This is a genomic window from Streptomyces sp. R-07, from assembly GCF_049913175.1.
Taxonomy (GTDB): Bacteria; Actinomycetota; Actinomycetes; order Streptomycetales; family Streptomycetaceae; genus Streptomyces.
Map to the genome: position 1 here is coordinate 5,807,646 of NZ_CP183978.1, position 19,141 is coordinate 5,826,786.

Sequence of the window (19,141 nt, forward strand, 5' to 3'; positions counted from 1 at the left end):
CGACCAGCGGCCCACCCATCCCGAAAGGGCACAGCGCATGGAGCAGTACGAGCCCGACAGCCTGTCCGCCGCGCAGCTGGCGGCGATACGGCGCAGCATGACGAGCGGCCGGGGCGCCCTCAGCCGCCGTTCGATGCTGCGCGCGGGCGGCGTCGGCGCACTCACGATCGGCGGTCTCGCCGGTCTGAGCGCGTGTGGCATCCCGCCGGCGAAGCGGGAGGGCCAGGGTCCCGCCTCCACCGACGTCTCGGCCAAGGAGAAGAGCGTCGCCTTCTCCAACTGGACCGAGTACATGGACGTCAGCGAGGACGAGAAGTCCCGTCCGACCCTGGAGGCGTTCGCCAAACGCACGGGGATCAAGGTCAAGTACACCGAGGACATCAACGACAACGTCGAGTTCTTCGGCAAGATCAAGCCGCAGCTCGCGGCCGGCCAGGACACCGGCCGCGACCTGATCTGCGTCACCGACTGGCTGGCCGCCCGCATCATCCGGCTCGGCTGGGCCCAGAAGCTCGACCCGGCCAACCTGCCCAACGCGTACGCGAACCTGTCCGCCCAGTTCCGTCGTCCCGACTGGGACCCGGGCCGGTCCTACTCGTACCCGTGGACGGGCATATCGACCGTCATCGCGTACAACGTCAAGGCGACCGGCGGCAAGAAGGTCGACTCGGTCAGCCAGCTCCTCGACGACCCCTCGCTCAAGGGCCGGGTCGGCTTCCTCACCGAGATGCGCGACTCCGTCGGCATGACCCTGCTCGACATGGGCAAGGACCCGGGGAAGTTCACGGACGCCGACTACGACGCGGCCATCGGGCGCCTCCAGAAGGGCGTCGACAAGAAGCAGATCCGCCGCTTCACCGGCAACGACTACACCTCCGACCTGGACAAGGGCGACATCGCGGCCTGCCTCGCCTGGGCCGGCGACATCATCCAGCTCCAGGCGGACAACCCGGACATCAAGTACGCCATCCCGTCCGCCGGTTACATCACGTCCAGCGACAACCTGCTCGTCCCCGCGCAGGCCCGGCACAAGACGAACGCCGAGAAGCTCATCGACTACTACTACGAGCTTCCCGTCGCCGCCCAGCTCGCCGCGTACATCAACTACGTCTGCCCCGTCGACGGGGTGAAGGACGAGCTCGCCAAGATCGACCCCGAGCTCGCGAGCAACACGCTGATCCTCCCGGACAAGGCCATGGCCAAGAAGTCGCACGCCTTCCGCTCGCTCAGCAGCGCGGAGGAGACGGCGTACGAGGAGAAGTTCGCCAAGCTCATCGGCGCCTGAGTCCGCCCTCGTCCACCTCTCTCACTCCCTGGGACCAGAACCCATGACTGACAAGAACACCGGCGGCGACGTCCGTCTCACCGGGATCAGCAAGTCGTACGGCTCCTTCACGGCCGTCCACCCGCTGGACCTGACCGTCCCGCAGGGCTCCTTCTTCGCCCTGCTCGGCGCCTCCGGCTGCGGAAAGACCACCACGCTGCGCATGATCGCCGGCCTGGAGGACCCGAGCACCGGCACCGTCTTCCTCGGCGACAAGGACGTCACCGACCTGCCGCCGTACAAGCGGCCGGTCAACACCGTCTTCCAGTCCTACGCGCTCTTCCCGCACATGGACGTCTCCGAGAACATCGCCTTCGGCCTGCGCCGCCGCGGCATCAAGTCGGTGAAGAAGCAGGTCGACGACATGCTGGAGCTCGTCCAGCTCGGCGACAAGGCCCGCCACAAGCCGCACCAGCTCTCCGGCGGCCAGCAGCAGCGCGTCGCCGTGGCCCGCGCGCTCATCAACCACCCGCAGGTGCTGCTCCTCGACGAGCCCCTCGGCGCCCTCGACCTCAAGCTGCGCCGCCAGATGCAGCTGGAGCTCAAGCGGATCCAGACCGAGGTCGGCATCACCTTCGTGCACGTCACCCACGACCAGGAGGAGGCCATGACGATGGCCGACCAGGTCGCGGTGATGAACGGCGGCCGCGTCGAGCAGCTCGGCAACCCCGCCGACCTGTACGAGAACCCGCAGACCACCTTCGTCGCCAACTTCCTCGGCACCTCGAACCTGATCGAGGCGGAGGTCCTGGAGACCGGCGGCGACGTGCTCGTCACGGCCGGCGGCGGCAAGCTCCGGGTGCCCGGCGACCGCTGTACCTCCGCCGTCCGCCAGGGCGGCAAGGTGCTCGTGGGCGTCCGCCCCGAGAAGATCTCGCTCGCGCACGCCGACGACGCGGGCTCGATCGCCGACGGCCGCAACCGGGTCACCGGCCGGATCGTCGACTCCTCCTTCATCGGCGTCTCCACCCAGTACGTGGTGAACTCGCCGGCCGGCGCGGAGCTCCAGGTCTACGAGCAGAACATCGAGCGCGACACCCGGCTCGTCCCGGGTGCCGAGGTCGTCCTGCACTGGAACCCGGCGCACACCTTCGGGCTCGACGCGGCGCAGGACATCGACGCGGGCGTGGAGACGGTGGAGGACGCCGGATGAGTACTTCCACGCTCACGAAAGAGGCGGCGGACCCGATAGAGGAACCGGTTCTGCGCAAGCCCTCCACCCGCAAGCGCCTCGTCCCGTACTGGCTGCTGCTGCCCGGCATCATCTGGCTGCTCGTCTTCTTCGCGCTGCCGATGGTCTACCAGGCCTCGACCTCGGTGCAGACCGGCTCCCTGGAGAAGGGCTTCGAGGTCACCTGGCACTTCCAGACCTACTGGGACGCCTTCCAGGAGTACTGGCCGCAGTTCGTCCGCTCCCTGCTGTACGCCGGGACCGCGACCCTGCTCTGCCTGCTGCTCGGCTACCCGCTGGCGTACCTGATCGCCTTCAAGGCCGGCCGCTGGCGGAACCTGCTCCTCGTCCTCGTCATCGCGCCCTTCTTCACCAGCTTCCTCATCCGGACGCTGGCCTGGAAGACGATCCTGGCCGACGACAGCATCGTGGTAGACGCCCTGAACGCGCTGCACTTCCTGGACGTCACCAGCTGGCTCGGCTGGACCGAGGGCGACCGCGTCCTCGCCACCCCGATGGCGGTGGTCTGCGGTCTCACGTACAACTTCCTGCCCTTCATGATCCTGCCCCTCTACACCTCCCTGGAGCGGATCGACGGCCGGCTGCACGAGGCCGCGCAGGACCTGTACGCCTCCCCGGCCACCACCTTCCGCAAGGTGACCTTCCCGCTGTCGATGCCCGGCGTCGTCTCCGGCACCCTGCTCACCTTCATCCCGGCGAGCGGCGACTACGTCAACGCCGAACTGCTCGGCTCGACCGACACCAAGATGGTCGGCAACGTCATCCAGTCGCAGTTCCTGCGGGTGCTCGACTACCCGACGGCGGCCGCGCTCTCCTTCATCCTCATGGCGATCGTGCTCGGCATGGTCACCGTGTACATCCGCCGTGCCGGAACGGAGGACCTGGTCTGATGCGCTGGCTGCGGAAGAACCTCGTCGTCATCGCGGGCCTGCTGACGCTCGCGTACATGATCCTGCCCAACCTCGTCGTGATGGCGTTCTCCTTCAACAGGCCGAAGGGACGCTTCAACTACTCCTGGCAGGAGTTCTCGCTCGACGCCTGGAAGGACCCCTGCGGCGTCGCCGACATGTGCGAGTCGCTCTCGCTCTCGCTCCAGCTCGCCGCCTGGGCGACGCTCGGCGCCGTCCTCCTCGGCACGATGATCGCCTTCGCGCTGGTCCGCTACCGCTTCCGGGCGCGCGGCTCGATCAACTCGCTGATCTTCCTGCCGATGGCGATGCCCGAGGTCGTCATGGCCGCCTCGCTGCTCACGCTCTTCCTCAACATGGGGATCGAGCTGGGCTTCTGGACGGTCCTGATCGCCCACATCATGTTCTGTCTGTCGTTCGTCGTGACTGCGGTCAAGGCCCGGGTCATGTCCATGGACCCGCGCCTGGAGGAAGCCGCGCGCGACCTCTACGCCGGGCCCACGCAGACCTTCCTGCGCGTGACCCTGCCGATCGCCGCGCCCGGCATCGCCGCAGGCGCGCTGCTCGCCTTCGCGCTCTCGTTCGACGACTTCATCATCACCAACTTCAACGCGGGCTCCACGGTCACCTTCCCCATGTTCGTCTGGGGCTCGGCGCAGCGTGGAACCCCCGTCCAGATCAACGTCATCGGCACCGCGATGTTCGTCCTCGCGGTACTGATGGTCGTGGCCGGGCAAATGATTACGAACCGGCGCAAGAAGACAGCAACGGCCTGAGCAATAGGCAGCTCAGGCACCGAAGGAGTTGGAAACCATGGCCCCAGTCGCCATGCGTCTCGCTGCACGATCTCTCTCCGACGCCCAGCCCGTCCCCTTCTGGCTGGAAGACCCCGGCAAGCCCGGAGCCCTGCCCGCCCTCACCGGCACCGAGAAGTGCGATCTCCTCGTGGTCGGCGGCGGATACAGCGGACTGTGGACCGCGCTCCTCGCCAAGGAGCGCGATCCCTCCCGGGATGTCGTACTGATCGAAGGCCGCGAGGTGGGCTGGGCCGCCTCGGGCCGCAACGGAGGCTTCTGCGCGGCCTCCCTGACCCACGGCTTCGGCAACGGGCTCGCCCGCTGGCCGGGCGAGCTGCCGAAGCTGGAGCGGCTCGGCGAGCGCAACCTCGACGGCATCGAGGAGGCGGTCGCCCGCTACTCCCTGGACTGCGACTTCGAGCGCACCGGCGAGATCGACGTCGCGACCGAGCCGTACCAGGTCGAGGAACTGGCCGAGGCGTACGCGGAGCTCGACCGGCTCGGACTCGCGGACGGCGTGGAACTCCTCGACCGGGACGCCGTACGGGCCGAGGTCGACTCGCCGACCTTCCTCGGCGGCATGTGGGACAAGCGCGGGGTCGCCATGCTCCACCCCGCCAAGCTGGCCTGGGGCCTGAAGCGGGCCTGCCTCGACCTGGGCGTACGGATCTACGAGAACACCCCGGGTCTGCGGATGGCCTCGGTGGGCGCCGGCATGGGCGTCCACACCCCGTACGGCAAGGTGCTCGCCCGCCGGGTCGCGCTCGGCACCAACGTCTTCCCGTCGCTGGTCAAGCGCGTCCGGGCGTACACGGTCCCGGTCTACGACTACGCCCTGATGACCGAGCCGCTCAGCCCCGAGCAGCTCGCCTCGATCGGCTGGAAGAACCGGCAGGGACTCGGCGACTCCGCCAACCAGTTCCACTACTTCCGGATCACCGCCGACCACCGCATCCTGTGGGGCGGCTACGACGCGATCTACCCGTACGGCGGCAAGGTCAGCGCCGAGATGGACCACCGCCCGGAGACGTACCTCAAGCTCGCCGAGCACTTCTTCCGCTGCTTCCCGCAGCTGGAAGGGCTCCGCTTCAGCCACGCCTGGGGCGGCGCGATCGACACCTGCTCGCGCTTCTCGGCCTTCTTCGGCACGGCGCACCAGGGGAAGGTGGCGTACGCGGCCGGGTTCACCGGCCTCGGTGTCGGCGCCACCCGCTTCGGCGGCGACGTGATGCTCGACCTGCTCGCGGGGGAGCGCACCGAGCGCACCGACCTGGAGATGGTCCGCTCCAAGCCGCTGCCGTTCCCGCCCGAGCCGGTCGCCTGGGCCGGCATCGGCATCACCAAGTGGTCGCTCGCGCGCGCCGACGAGAACGGCGGCCGGCGCAACCTGTGGCTGAAGGCCATGGACCGGCTCGGCCTCGGCTTCGACAGCTGACGCCCGATGTGATGCAGGTCACAATCGACGAGTAGGTGAAACCGCGTAAGAGAAGCCCCCGCACCCGCTCTCTCCGTGTGGACACCGTGTCCACCGTGTCCGCACGGAGAGGAGATCGTCGCGATGACTGGTACGGGGGCTTCTGGCGTCAAGGCCGCGGTGGAGTGGCTCGCCTCGGTCGCACCGGATCCCGACGCCTGCCGGTGGGAGTGGGAGCGCAACCCCCACGGGGTCGCGCTGCTGCCCGCCGGCCGGCGCTGGGACGTGCTGATCCTGCCGGGGGAGCTCGGCTACCCCACGCTCGACGTGCTGACCCGGCTGGTCGACCGGCCCGGCCCGGTCCTGGCCGACTTCGGCGAGGCCCGGATGGGCTTCCTCGTCCCGCCGGGAACCGCCGCCCGCTGGCTCGGCACCGGCGTACGAGGCGCGGGCTCCGGCACCTGGATCGTGGTCCCGTACCCGGGGCGGGTCACCGGCCGGGTGCGCTGGCTGGTGGCGCCGGACGGCCTGGGCACCCTCACCGACGCCTCGCTCCTGGAGCTGGCGATGCACGAGGCGGCGGGTCAACTGGCCAGGGGGGGAAGGGGGGAGGGCGGGATCTGAGCGGAGCCGGGAGCCGATCGGAGCGGAACTCCGGGCCGATCCGAGCGGAGCCGCGATCCCGGACAGAGGTCTTGACCACTTGATTGGTCTGGACCATGCTGTGGCGCGCTCCACCTCGATTCCCCCACCCCCGGAGGCAGTTGTGGACCGCACCAGACCCCTCACCCTGCTGTTGGCGGGCTCCCTCGCCGCCGGCGGGCTCCTCGCGCTCACCCCCGCGGCCCAGGCCGCCGACACCGAACTCGCCCGCAACGGCGGCTTCGAGGCCGGCCTCGACGGCTGGACCTGTACGGCGGGCAGCGGCGCCGTCGTCCCGTCACCCGTGCACGGCGGGACGAAGGCACTCCAGGCGACCCCGGCCGGCAGCGACAACGCCAAGTGCTCCCAGACCGTCACCGTGAAGCCCAACTCCTCGTACACGCTGAGCGGCTGGGTGCGCGGCAGCTACGTCTACCTCGGCGCCTCCGGCACCGGCACCACCGACGTCTCCACCTGGACGGCCTCCGCCCCCGACTGGCAGAAGCTCACCACCACGTTCACGACGGGCGCCTCCACCAGCTCGGTCACGATCTACACCCACGGCTGGTACGGCACCCCCGCCTACCAGGCCGACGACCTCTCCCTGTACGGCCCCGGCGGCGACCCGGTCCAGCTCCCGGCCGCCCCCACCGGCCTCACGGCCGGCTCCCCGAACTCCACCTCCGTGCCGCTGAGCTGGACCGCGGTCCCCGGCGCCACCTCGTACAACCTCTACCAGGGCGCCACGCGGATCCAGACGGTCACCGGCACCACGGCCACCGCGACCGGACTCACGGCCTCCACCCCGTACACCTTCCAGGTCACGGCCGTGAACAGCGCCGGTGAGTCCCCGAAGTCGACCGCCGTCACCGCGACCACGACCTCCGGCGGCGGAGGCGGAGGCGGCGGCCTGCCCGCGCACGCCCTCGTCGGCTACCTCCACGCGAGCTTCGCCAACGGCTCCGGCTACACCCGCATGGCCGACGTCCCCGACTCCTGGGACGTCATCGACCTCGCCTTCGGGGAACCGACCTCGGTGACCTCGGGCGACATCCGCTTCAGCCTCTGCCCGGCGACGGAATGCCCGAACGTCGAATCACCCGCGGACTTCAAGGCGGCGATCAAGGCCAAGCAGGCCGCCGGCAAGAAGGTCCTCATCTCCATCGGCGGCCAGAACGGCCAGGTCCAGCTCGCCACCACCGCGGCCCGCGACACCTTCGTCACCTCGGTGTCGAAGATCATCGACGAGTACGGTCTCGACGGCCTGGACATCGACTTCGAGGGCCACTCCCTCTCGCTCCAGACCGGCGACACCGACTTCCGGAACCCGACCAGCCCGGTCGTCGTCAACCTGATCCAGGCGGTCAAGACCCTCAAGGCCAAGTACGGTTCCGGTTTCGTCCTCACGATGGCCCCGGAGACCTTCTTCGTCCAGCTCGGCTACCAGTACTACGGCTCCGGCCCCTGGGGCGGCCAGGACCCGCGCGCCGGCGCCTACCTGCCCGTCATCCACGCCCTGCGCGACGACCTGACCCTGCTCCACGTCCAGGACTACAACTCGGGCTCCATCATGGGCCTCGACAACCAGTACCACTCGATGGGCGGCGCCGACTTCCACATCGCCATGACCGACATGCTCCTCACCGGCTTCCCGGTCGCCGGCAACACGGACCGCATCTTCCCGCCCCTCCGCCCCGAACAGATCGCCATCGGCCTCCCCGCCTCCACCCAGGCGGGCAACGGCCACACCGCCCCGGCCGAGGTGAACAAGGCCCTGGACTGCCTGACGAAGAAGACGAACTGCGGCACCTACCAGACCCACGGCACCTGGCCTGCCCTGCGCGGCCTGATGACCTGGTCGGTCAACTGGGACCGGTACAACCAGTGGCAGTTCTCGCAGAACTTCGATTCGTATTTCGGGAACGCTGCCGGCTTGAGCTGACCTGCCGCCCTAGGGCAGAACGTCCTGGAACAGTCGGGCCGGAACCCGATGGGGTTCCGGCCCGGCCAGTTCCGCCAGAACCGAGCGGAGGTCCAGCGGGACCGAGCGGACCCGGGCCGTCACCGGTCCGTCGATCGTGCGCACGGCGACCCGCCCCCGATCCGCCGAGGCCTCACCGGGGTGGAGCAGCACACAGACGGGAGCCTCCGCGTCGCCCAGCCGGCCGAGCGCGTGGGCGTAGAAGAACGCCTGGTACAGGTCCCCGGGAGAGAGCCTCTTCTCGTCGTAGAGCTTGTACTTCACGTCCACCGGCAGCCGGTACGGCCCGTCGGCCCGCTGACCGGAGATCAGCACGTCCGGCCGCACGGTGCCGTGGCTCAGGCCCGTGTGCTCGTCGTACAGCACCTTCGACTGCCGGGACTGGCTGTCCACCCGCAGCCCCGATCCGGCCGAGCCCTGCTCGAGGAGCCGGGTCGTGAATGCCTCGAACAGCCGGTTCATGTCCACGAGGAACGCCTGTGAGGCCAGCGGCCCGGACGTGAACAGATCGTCCATGCCGCCACCCGACAGGAGCAGGCCGGACCAGAGGTGCGCCGGCCGGTAGTGCTCGTTGTGACGGTGGTACTCCAAGGCCGACATCACCGCCCGGACGTCTCCCGGCGAGGTCGGCGCGTGCTGGGCGAACCGGCCCGCGGCACGACGGGCACGGGCCCGGACCTCGGGGGAACGCGCGGTCCGCGCGGCCACGGCCAGCGCGGCGGCGCAGAGACGGTTGTCAGTGATGTCGGCGTCGTGCTCCTCGAACCGGCAGGCCAGCCGGTCCAGCCGGCTGTGGTGGCGCAGCACCTGGCGATCGGGCAGAAGCCTGCCGCGGACCACCCGCAGATCGTCCTCCACGGTCAGATAGTCGCGCCGCACCCCGTGGCGCAGCAGCCGCTCACCGTGCTCGGTGACCATGAGGCACACCAGGTCGCGCAGGTTCGGCGCGCCGCCCACGAAGCTCTGGGCCGTGGGCAGCAGGTCGCGCGCACCTCCCCACGCGTGGTCCAGCATCCGCAGCACGTCGAGGTCGGTCCCCAGGTACTTCGGGAGGACACGGATCTCGCAGCTCTCCAGCCGGACGGTTCCCACGTACTGGTAAGCGGTCACTTCCACCCGGCCGCCGGAGAGTTCGCGCACCCGCAGGCGCGAACGGAGCGGGGTGTCGGTCAGGAGACACCGGTCGGTGTCCGTGAGGCTGACGTCTCTGAAGACCTCGGTGTCGTACTCGACGAGTTCGAGCACGCCGTCACTCCGCACCGGTGCCGACCTGGAGCTCCTCGTACAGCAGGGTGACCAGCGTCTCGTCGGAGACGTCCCGCAGCGTGTGGGCGACGGTGTCGACGAGGCCCTCGCCCAGGAAGGCGGCGAGAAGACCGTAGTCGTCGTAGGCGTACTCCTGGAGCAGCGGAAGGATCTCGCCCCGGATGATCGCGGCGAACTCGGCGGCGGTGGAGACGGCCGTGCCTTCCGGCAGGAAGAAGGCGTGGCCTATCTGCTTCTCCCGGTCGAGGTGGGTCCTGATGCGCCGGTTGAGTTCGTCGAGGAAGTCCGCGAGGTGCAGCTGGTCCACCCTGCGGTCCCGCAGCGGCCGCGAGTCGGGGAGGAGCTCGACGAAGGCGAACCGTCGGCGGACGGCCGAGTCGAGCATCCGTACCGAACGGTCGGCGGTGTTCATCGTGCCGAGGAGGCGGACGTTCGGAGGAACGCGGAAGATGTCACCGGTCAGCGGCAGCGTGACGGGCAGCCCGCGCTTGTCCTTCTCGAGGACGGTGATCAGCTCGCCGAGGATGCGGGGGAGGTTGCCCCGGTTCAGTTCGTCGACGATCACCAGGTACAACTGGCCGGGGTGGCCGGCCGCGGTCTCGCAGACCCGCTTGAAGACGCCCGCGGTGGGTTCCAGGCTGAGTCCGGTGGTGCCCTTGACCGGCCGCAGACCCTCGACGAAGTCCTCGTAGCCGTAGCTCGGATGGAAGGTGACCACGGTCAGGCGCCCGGACTCGCTCAGCGACTCAAGGGTCGCGCCGAACTCCTTGCTGCCCGGCTCCGCGAGGGGGTCGACCCCGGGCAGGTCCTCGGACAGCTCGCCCAGCCGTCGCACGGCGTAGCGGAGGGCGTGGAACGTCTTCCCGGTTCCCGGCGGGCCGAACAGAACGGTCTGGCCACGCCGCTCCAAGGCGTCGTCGATGAGCTGGAGGTCTTCGTCGAGGGCCGGGATCTCCACCGTCTCACCGGAGTCCTCGGGTGCTTCGCCCGAGGCCCCGACATGCCGGGCGAGCGGAAGGCGTTGGATCTTCCGCCAGAGAGCCGAGGGGACGTCCGTCACGACGCTCGTGCCCCAGTCGGCCACCGGCTCGTCCAGTTTGCCCGCGTACTCCTCGTCCCACCGCACCGTGACCGCGTGCCACGGAGGGCGCTCGGAGTCGAGGTGGGCGAGCCACGCGTAGCCGTCGCCAACGACCCGACCGACGCCTAGGACCTCGCTTCTGCCGGTGGTCGCGACCACACGGTCGCCGACCCGCAGGTCGAGCAGGCGCCAGATCTCCGCTGCCCGCGCCGAGAGCTTCTGCCCGGACAGGCCGGTGTCCGCGTACGCCTCGACATAGGCGGAGGTGAACTCCTCCTGGTCGGCGTACCCGTGCAGATCGCCGACGCGGTCCATGTCGACAGCGGCGATCTCGCCGGCAACGAAGTGGTCCCAGTCACCCCGGACATCGGACGTGCCGATCCTGACCACCTGGGCGGCCGTCCGCCGTGCGGGCGCCCACCAGTCGAGGAAGTGCCAGACGAGCTGGGGCGGCCAGCCCTCGAACCGCGGGTCGGCGTCGACGAGGGACTTGAGCAGCTCCTTGCGTGCGAACGGCTGGAGCTTCGCCGCCGATCCGGGCGAGAGCCGGTCCAGGTAGTGATGAGCGAAGCTGTCCGAGTACACCGGCAGCGTCGCCTCGGGCGCGTACACACGCAGGGTCTTCGCCACGACCATGATCCCGGAACGCACCGCGACGATGTCGTCGATGTCCCGCACCCGGCCCTCGCGGGCCGCCGTCACGGCGGCGACGATCCCCGCTCGCACCTGCTCCCATGCCTCGGTGACGTTCCCGTACCGCTTGTCGTGCCACCAGGTGCCGTGGTTCTGCCGGTACACGAAGTGCTTCTTCGCGGTGCCGCCTGTAATGCTGCCCAGCGCCTTGCTGCCGAACTCGAGCGCATGGCTGTACACCTGGCCCGGGCTGTCCGGCTGTCCCAAGGCGTAGCGGTCGAGGGACAGCGTGGGCCACTCCTCCCAGGGGAAGGCGGCCCGGATCTCCTCCGCCTCGCGGTCCGCCGCCTCGACGGCCGCCTGGTGGCGCGAGGGATCGAAGACGCGCAGCGCATCGTCGATCGGCCAGTACGGAAGGGTCTCCGCATGGCTCTCGGCGACCGGCCGCAGAGCGCAGGAGCAGACGCCCGTGACCGGTCGGCCCCGCTGGTTGCGCAGTCCGATGGAGAGCGCGTGGGCGGCGGGGTCCTCCGCGTCGAGCAGCCGCCGCCATAGGAGCCCGTCCGGATCGGGGTGGCGCGGGAGCCGGTCGGGGTCCGTCAGATGCGTACAGCCCGCGTCGTGATGGATCTTGCTGCCGTGGGTGGGGAGGATGACCTCTCCGCCCGACGGGATCAGCTCGAACGCCCGTCCTCCGACCGTGACGGCGAACCGCAGTGCTCCGTCTCCCATACGTCCTCCCCCTTGCCACCGCCCGGTGAAGGTCGACCGTACCGTGTCGCCAGGACGGGCCACCGCAGAAGAACCACGGACAGGGCGACCGACGCCAGAACGTCCAGCGGCCAGTGGAAACCCCGCAGGATCAGACCGGTTCCCGTCGCCGCCGTCAGTACGGCGGCGACGGGGATCAGGCGGTTCGAGACGAGGAAGGCCGCGCCGAAGTAGGCGACCGCCGCGGTGGCCGTGTGGCCCGAGGGGTAGTAGCCGTGGGCCCAGGGCTCCAGAGGGCCGGGGCGGGCCGTCCACTCCTTCAGGGGGATCACCAGGAGCGGGACCGCGGCCATCGCGAGTCCCGCGTACAGGGCGGCGAGCCGTCGGCCGTGCCACACCGCGTACGCCATCGCACAGGCGAGGACGGGAAGGGCGACGGTCATGTTGCCGAGGTCGGAGGCGAGCTCGCTCAGAGGCCGGGGGACCGTGTCCACCAGGGACCGGGACACCCGCTCGTCGAGCCTGGCCAAGGGGCCGTGGACGAGCACCTGCCAGGTCACGACGACGAGGGCGACGAGCGCCGAGAAGAGAGCCGGCCGCCCTGGAACAGGGGGGGTGGTTCCAGGGCGGCCGAGGGGATCGGGCTGCCGCGCGCCCCGGGGGGTGTGGGGCGGGCGGCCATCCGATCGGTGAGGAGTTCCGGAGCATGAAGCTCCAGGGGTGTGCGCGAAGGCACGGTGTGGACGGGGCTGGGGAGGCTCCGCCCGGGGTGTTTCTCTCATCTGCGGAAACCGTACGTCAGAGAAGAGGGGACCGACAGCGGGAAACGCATCCCGCCATCGGCCCCCCACACAGTCTTCACACGGTGTGTCAGAACCGCTGTCAGATCCGGTGCCTGACCTGGCCTCGGAGCTGATGCCGGATCTGGTGCCGGATCCGGTGTCAGATCGTGGCGAGCGCGGCCTCGATGACGTCCAGACCCTCGTTCAGCAGGTCCTCCCCGATGACCAGCGGCGGCAGGAAGCGCAGCACGTTGCCGTAGGTGCCGCAGGTGAGGACCAGGACGCCCTCGTTGTGGCAGTACTTGGCGAGCGCGCCGGCGGCCTCCGCGTGCGGCTCCTTCGTCGCCGGGTCCTTCACCAGCTCGATGGCGATCATGGCGCCGCGGCCGCGGATGTCACCGATGACCGGGAACTTCTCCTGCATGGCGGTGAGGCGGGCCTTCATGACCTCCTCGATGCGCTTGGCCTTGCCGTTGAGGTCGAGCTCCTTCATCGTCTCGATGGAGCCGAGCGCACCGGCGCACGCCACCGGGTTGCCGCCGTAGGTGCCGCCCAGACCGCCGCCGTGGACGGAGTCCATGATCTCGGCGCGGCCGGTGACGGCGGCGAGCGGCAGACCGCCCGCGATGCCCTTGGCGGTGGTGATGAGGTCCGGGACGATGCCCTCGTCCTCGCAGGCGAACCACTGGCCGGTACGGCAGAAGCCGGCCTGGATCTCGTCCGCGACGAAGACGATGCCGTTGTCGTTGGCGAACTTCACGAGCGCCGGCAGGAAGCCCTTGGCCGGCTCGATGAAGCCGCCCTCGCCGAGGACCGGCTCGATGACGATCGCGGCGACGTTCTCGGCGCCGATCTGCTTGGTGATGTTGTCGATCGCCTGGGCGGCGGCCTCGGGGCCGCAGTTCTCGGCACCCGTGGGCCAGCGGTAGCCGTAGGCGACCGGCACGCGGTAGACCTCGGGGGCGAACGGGCCGAAGCCCTGCTTGTACGGCATGTTCTTCGCCGTCATGCCCATGGTGAGGTTGGTACGGCCGTGGTAGCCGTGGTCGAAGACGACGACGGCCTGGCGCTTGGTGTACGAGCGGGCGATCTTCACCGCGTTCTCGACGGCCTCGGCGCCCGAGTTGAACAGCGCGGACTTCTTGGCGTGGTCGCCCGGGGTCAGCTCGGCCAGCGCCTCGCAGACCTCCACGTAACCCTCGTACGGCGTCACCATGAAACAGGTGTGGGTGAAGTCCTGGAGCTGCGCGGAGGCGCGGCGCACGACGGCCTCGGCGGAGGCGCCGACCGAGGTCACGGCGATGCCGGAGCCGAAGTCGATCAGACGGTTGCCGTCGACGTCCTCGATGATGCCGCCACCGGCCCGCTTGGTGAAGACGGGCAGCGTGGAGCCGACGCCACCGGCGACCGTGTCGAGACGGCGGGCCTGAAGCTCCTGCGACTTCGGACCGGGGATGGCGGTGACGACGCGCCGCTCCTGCGGGACAGCGTTCATGCGGGGCTCCTGGGGGTGTTCTGGACGCACTTGCGGGTTTCCTCCGCAGGCTAGGCGCGGGGGAGGGGGAGAGGCATGCGCCGATCGGGAGTGGTGGCGGGTGTGTCGTTGTCCGGGATGGACATGGCGGCTCCGGTTCCACACGCAGGCGGGGCGGCGGGCGGGTCCCCCGGCGGGTCGCCCGACGAGTCCGGCAGGTCATCGGCCGTACGGGTGGTCGAATCCCCTCCCGGTGGCTCCGGGCCCACTAGATTGACGGTGGCACAGACGCGGCGACCTGGCTGGTCAGGGGGCAGGGGTTCATGGAGACCGACGGCACGTACGAGTCACGCGACACCAAGGGGGGCGCGGTCCCGCGCCCGGCGGCCCCGCCGTCCGTGCCGCCGTCCGTGCCGCCGGCCGACGGTCGGGCGGCGGATCCTGAGGGCCGGGGCGTGCCTTCCGGCGGTCGGGCGGCGGATCCTGACGGTCGGGCCGCCTACTCCGACGGCCGGGGCGTGCCTTCCGACGGTCGGGCGGCGGATCCTGACGGTCGGGCCGCCTACTCCGACGGCCGGGGCGTGCCTACCGACGGTCGGGCGGCGGATCCTGACGGCCGGACCGCCTACTCCGACGGCCCGGGCGTGCCTACCGGCGGGCTGACGGCGGCCCCTGACGGTCGGGCTGCCCACCCTGACGGTCGGGCTGCCCACCCTGACGGTCGGGCTGCCCACCCTGACGGTCGGGCTGCCCACCCTGACGGTCGGGCTGCCCACCCTGACGGTCGGGCCGTGCCCTCCCACAGCCGGCCGGCGGACGCCGGCGGTTCCGCGCGCCTGCCCGCGCCCCCGCGCGTGCCGCCGAGGCCGGTGGCGGCGCCCGGGGCGGCGGGGCCGGGTGCCCCGGACGTAGGCCCTCCGCCCGCGGGGGCACCGGCAGCCGTGCCCGCGCCCGCTCCCGGCGCCCCCGTCGTGGCCTGGCTCGACGCCCCGCGGCCCGAGGCCGAGCCCGGCATCTGGCGGTTCCGGCACGTGCCGCCGCCACCGCCCCGGGAGGCGCGGAAGCTCGCGCCCGTCACCGTGGCCGGGCTGCTGATCCCGCTCGTCGTGGGGCTGCTGCTCTGGTCGGCCTGGCGGCGCGGCGCCGTCCCCTACGAGTGGATCCCGCTCGCCACCTTCACCCCCGCCGACTGGTGGTACGCCGGAGGCACCTCGCCCCGCGACTGGCACGGCGCCGAGGCCCACGTCGTCTACGACGGGCTCTTCTTCGCCGTCCTGCTCTACACGATCGCCCGCCTCGGAGCCTGGGCCGAACTCGCCCGCCACCTCCTCGCCGACCGCCGCCCGCCCGTCCGCGCCGCGCTCACCGCGGGCGCCGCGCTGATCGCCCTGACGTTCGTCTGGCCGGACGCCTTCCCCGGTGTCGGCTGGGACGCGCTGCCGGTCGTCGCCCCGCTGCTCTCCCTCGTGGTGCTCGTCGGCGGCGGGTACGACGTCCTCGCCTCCCCGGTCCTCGTCTACACCCTGTACGCCCTGATCACGGCCGCCGTGCTCTGGCCCTTCGCGCGCCTCGGCGGCTGGCCCGGCCTGGTCCGCGGATGGCTCAGGGCCCGCGCCGCCGCCACGGCGGACGGCACACCGCCGCCGCTCGACCCGGCAGCCCCCGTACCCCTCTCGCAGTGGCCCGAACTGCGGGCCGCCGGGGAACGGCGGGCGGCCGACCTGCTCGCCGCCGAGCTGTTCGCCGGACGCATGAACGACGTGGACTGCGCCCGGGTCCGCCGGAGCCTGGAGCCGGGACGGACGCACGCGGCCGGCCTCGCCTCCTTCGTCGACACCGTCCTCCGGCAGGGCGCCGCGACCGGGGCGCACCCCTCGGGCGACCGCGACCTGCCGGGCCGCGCCGCCACCCACGACCTCCTCCTCGGTCAGGTCCGCATCGGCCGCTGCGCCGCCGAACAGCGGAATCCGGCCGCCTACCGGGGCGTGGGCCTCGCCCTCGACCCGGCCGCGCTCGCCACCTCGCTGCTCGTCGTCGGCCCCTCCGGCGCCGGGAAGACCGCGCGCCTGACCGGCCCGGTCGTCGAGTCGCTCACCCTGCAGGCCCTCACCGGCGCCTGCGCGGTCGTCGCCGTGGGCACGGCGGACGCGTCGCTCGGCCCTGACGCCGCCTACGACGTCGTCGTCCGTCCCGGCGACCCGGCCTCGCCGTACGACCTCGACCTGTACGCGGGTCTCACCGACCCCGACGAGGCGGCGGAGCTGCTCGCGGAGGGCCTCGTGGGCGACGTCGAGAACCTCGACACCCGGCGGGCCGCCACCGTCCTCGCCCAGCTCATCGGCCCCTACCGGGCGGCGCACGGCCGCTTCCCCTCCGTACGGACGCTCCGCGAACTCCTCGAAGCGGGCCCGGAGACGCTGACGGCGCTCCTCGACCGGCTCCCGGCCGACGCCGCGGCCATGCGACGCGAGCTGGAGGCCCGGATCCGGCAGGCCGGCACCGCCGCCGACGCCGGGCCGCTCCTCGCGGACCGCCTGTCGCCCCTCGACCGGCCGGCCTTCGCCGAGTTCTTCGGCGCCGACGGGAGCGACGTGCGGCCCTTCTCGCTGAAGTCCGTCGTCCACCACCCGCTGCGGGTCCGCATCAAGCTGCCCGAGCGCGGCCACGAAGAGGCCTCGCGGCTCCTCACCCGGCTGGTCCTCGCCCAGTTCCTGGCGGCGGCCCGGACAGGCGCCAGGCGCCCGCACTTCGTCTCCCTCGTCCTCGACGACGCCACCGGGGCGCTCACCACCGGCACCGTCCGCTCCCTCCAGCGGCTGCGCCCGCACAACGCCGGGGTCGTCCTGGGGCTCCGTACCCTCGGCGAGGTGCCCGAGGCCCTGCACGGCCCGCTGCTCGGCGCCGTCGGCTGCCGGGTGGCGCTCTCCGGCATCACCACGTGGGACGGCCGGGGCTTCGCCGAGACGTGGGGCAAGGAGTGGGTGGAGACCACCGAGGTGGCGCACCACACGGTCTTCGCGCACCAGCCGATGACCCGGTTCATCCATTTCCTGCGCAAGAAGGTCACCGGCCAGGCCGTCACCACCGACGCCGTCACGACCCGGAAGGTCGAACGCGAGCGGTGGTCCGCCTCCGAACTCGCGCACTCCGTGCCGCCCGGCCACGCCGTCGTGTCCCTGACCACGGCCCAGGGCGCGCACACCCCGCCGCTCCTGGTGGATCTGCGCGGCTGAGCGGCCCCGTCGGCCCTCGTGCCTGAGCGGCCACCCGGCCGCCCTGGCACAATCGGGGACGCCGCTCGGCTGAGCGGCGTCCCCCCGCCGCCGCGTACGGCTCCCCCCGCGCGCGGTCCTCGCTCAAAGGTCCGACGGTCCCCAATGCCGCCCACCCTCGCCTCGCTCGTGCAGCACTCCGCCCTCAAGCTCATCGTCCGCGCCGGTGAGGACCGCCTCGACACCCCCGTCCGCTGGGCCCACGTCAGCGAGCTCGCCGACCCCGTGCCGTACATGGAGGGCGGTGAACTCCTCCTCACCACCGCGCTCACGCTCGACGCGGAGGACCTGGAGGCGATGCGCCGCTACGCGCGGCGGCTGCTCGGTGCCGGGGTGGTCGGGCTCGGCTTCGCCGTCGGCGTCAACTACGAGGAGATCCCGCCGGCCCTCCTCGACGCGGCGCGCGAGGAGCACCTGCCGCTCCTGGAGGTGCCGCGCAGGACCCCGTTCCTGGCCATCAGCAAGGCGGTGTCGGCGGCCATCTCCGCCGACCAGTACCGGGCCGTCACGGCCGGTTTCGAGGCCCAGCGCGAAATGACCCGCGCCGCGCTCGCCGAGGGACCCGAGGCCGTCGTCGCCCGGCTCGCCGCGCACGTCGACGGCTGGGCCGCGCTGTACGACACCTCCGGCGCCGTCATCGCCGTCTCGCCCGAATGGGCGGCGCGCCGGGCCGCCCGGCTCACCCCCGACGTGGAGCGGCTGCGCGATCGGCCCGCGCCCGCCAGCGCGGTCGTCGGCGGTACGGACGACCGCGTCGAACTCCAGTCGCTCGGCACCGGGCGCCGGGTCCGGGGCGCCCTCGCCGTCGGCACGGGCGCGCCCCTCGGCACGGCCGAGCGGTACGCGGTGCACTCGGCGATCGCCCTGCTCACGCTCACGACGGAACGTTCCCGTTCGCTCCAGGCGGCGGAGCAGCGGCTCGGCGCGGCGGTCCTGCGCCTGATGCTCGCGGGCCAGCCGGAGCCCGCCCAGTCGGTGGCCGGCGACCTCTACGGAGGACTGCTCGGCGCCCCGTACCGGCTGCTCGTCGCCGAGCCCGCCGGGGGAGAACCGACCGGTGAGCCGCCGCTGCCGGTGCTCGCCGAGGCCCTGGAGGCCGCCGCCGCCCGCGCGGGCGAGGCGGTCCTCACCGTCGCCGAGAGCGGGCAGCGGCTCGTCGTCCTCGCCGGGGACGGGGGCGCGGTCGTCGCCGCCTGCGAGGGGTACGCGGAGCGGGAGGCGGAGGACGCGGGTGTCGTCGTGGGCCTCTCGGCCCCGGCCGGCCCGAGCGGTGCGGCAGCCGCGTACAAGCAGGCGGAGCAGGCCCTCTCGGTCGCCCGGCGGCGGGGCAGGGCGCTCGTCGAGCACCAGGACCTGGCGGCGGGCTCGGTGCTTCCACTCCTCGCCGACGACGCCGTCCGCGCCTTCGCCGACGGGATGCTCCGCGCGCTCCGGGACCACGACGCGACCGGCCGCGGCGACCTGGTGGCCTCGCTGCGCGCCTGGCTCTCGCGGCACGGCCAGTGGGACGCGGCGGCGGCGGACCTGGGCGTCCACCGGCACACGCTGCGCTACCGGATGCGCCGGGTGGAGGAGATCCTCGGCCGTTCCCTGGACGATCCGGACGTCCGGATGGAGCTGTGGCTGGCGCTGAAGGCGACGGGCGAGGGCGAGCAGTAGCGGGA

Annotated in this window: 13 protein-coding genes; 9 read left to right on the forward strand and 4 right to left on the reverse strand. The window is 71.7% G+C overall.

Annotation, left to right across the window (positions count from 1 at the left end; translation table 11 throughout):
- The first annotated feature begins 37 nt into the window (after nt 1–37).
- The 7 genes from ACN9M0_RS26840 (at nt 38) to ACN9M0_RS26870 (ending at nt 8,219) form a co-directional block, all read left to right on the forward strand.
- Entirely contained in the window at nt 38–1,285 is a 1,248-nt protein-coding gene (locus tag ACN9M0_RS26840) for an ABC transporter substrate-binding protein (protein WP_366038683.1), read from the forward strand.
- Nucleotides 1,286–1,328: 43 nt separating this feature from the next.
- Nucleotides 1,329–2,477, forward strand: coding sequence for an ABC transporter ATP-binding protein (locus ACN9M0_RS26845; protein WP_366038682.1), 1,149 nt, complete (start codon nt 1,329–1,331; stop codon nt 2,475–2,477).
- Nucleotides 2,474–3,406, forward strand: coding sequence for an ABC transporter permease (locus ACN9M0_RS26850; protein ID WP_366038681.1), 933 nt, complete (start codon nt 2,474–2,476; stop codon nt 3,404–3,406). The genes ACN9M0_RS26845 and ACN9M0_RS26850 overlap by 4 nt, the downstream gene beginning before the upstream one ends.
- Nucleotides 3,406–4,200: an ABC transporter permease gene (locus ACN9M0_RS26855; protein ID WP_366038680.1), complete on the forward strand. Its 795-nt coding sequence runs from the start codon at nt 3,406–3,408 to the stop codon at nt 4,198–4,200. The genes ACN9M0_RS26850 and ACN9M0_RS26855 overlap by 1 nt, the downstream gene beginning before the upstream one ends.
- A 37-nt stretch (nt 4,201–4,237) precedes the next feature.
- Entirely contained in the window at nt 4,238–5,656 is a 1,419-nt protein-coding gene (locus ACN9M0_RS26860) for an NAD(P)/FAD-dependent oxidoreductase (RefSeq protein ID WP_366038679.1), read from the forward strand.
- Nucleotides 5,657–5,779: 123 nt separating this feature from the next.
- Entirely contained in the window at nt 5,780–6,259 is a 480-nt protein-coding gene (locus tag ACN9M0_RS26865; RefSeq protein ID WP_426404336.1) for a hypothetical protein, read from the forward strand.
- A 142-nt stretch (nt 6,260–6,401) separates the two neighbouring features.
- Nucleotides 6,402–8,219, forward strand: coding sequence for a chitinase (locus tag ACN9M0_RS26870; protein WP_426404337.1), 1,818 nt, complete (start codon nt 6,402–6,404; stop codon nt 8,217–8,219).
- Nucleotides 8,220–8,228: 9 nt separating this feature from the next.
- Here ACN9M0_RS26870 and ACN9M0_RS26875 read toward each other — a convergent pair whose 3' ends face one another.
- The 4 genes from ACN9M0_RS26875 to gabT form a co-directional block, all read right to left on the reverse strand.
- Entirely contained in the window at nt 8,229–9,503 is a 1,275-nt protein-coding gene (locus ACN9M0_RS26875; protein ID WP_366038675.1) for an McrC family protein, read from the reverse strand.
- Nucleotides 9,504–9,507: 4 nt separating this feature from the next.
- Complete coding sequence (locus tag ACN9M0_RS26880; RefSeq protein WP_426404338.1) at nt 9,508–11,970, reverse strand: AAA family ATPase; 2,463 nt, start codon at nt 11,968–11,970, stop codon at nt 9,508–9,510.
- On the reverse strand, nt 11,913–12,731 hold the full coding sequence (locus ACN9M0_RS26885) for a phosphatase PAP2 family protein (RefSeq protein ID WP_399695976.1): 819 nt from the start codon (nt 12,729–12,731) through the stop codon (nt 11,913–11,915). The genes ACN9M0_RS26880 and ACN9M0_RS26885 overlap by 58 nt, the downstream gene beginning before the upstream one ends.
- A 160-nt stretch (nt 12,732–12,891) precedes the next feature.
- Nucleotides 12,892–14,226 (reverse strand): 4-aminobutyrate--2-oxoglutarate transaminase, encoded by a 1,335-nt coding sequence (gabT, locus tag ACN9M0_RS26890; protein WP_366038672.1) that lies wholly within the window; start codon nt 14,224–14,226, stop codon nt 12,892–12,894.
- Between the two features lie 920 nt (nt 14,227–15,146).
- On the opposite strand from gabT, the gene ACN9M0_RS26895 reads away from it, so the two are divergent.
- On the forward strand, nt 15,147–17,438 hold the full coding sequence (locus ACN9M0_RS26895; protein WP_399695975.1) for an ATP/GTP-binding protein: 2,292 nt from the start codon (nt 15,147–15,149) through the stop codon (nt 17,436–17,438).
- Between the two features lie 144 nt (nt 17,439–17,582).
- Nucleotides 17,583–19,136, forward strand: a complete 1,554-nt coding sequence (locus ACN9M0_RS26900; RefSeq protein ID WP_366038670.1) for a PucR family transcriptional regulator — start codon at nt 17,583–17,585, stop codon at nt 19,134–19,136.
- Nucleotides 19,137–19,141 lie beyond the last annotated feature (5 nt).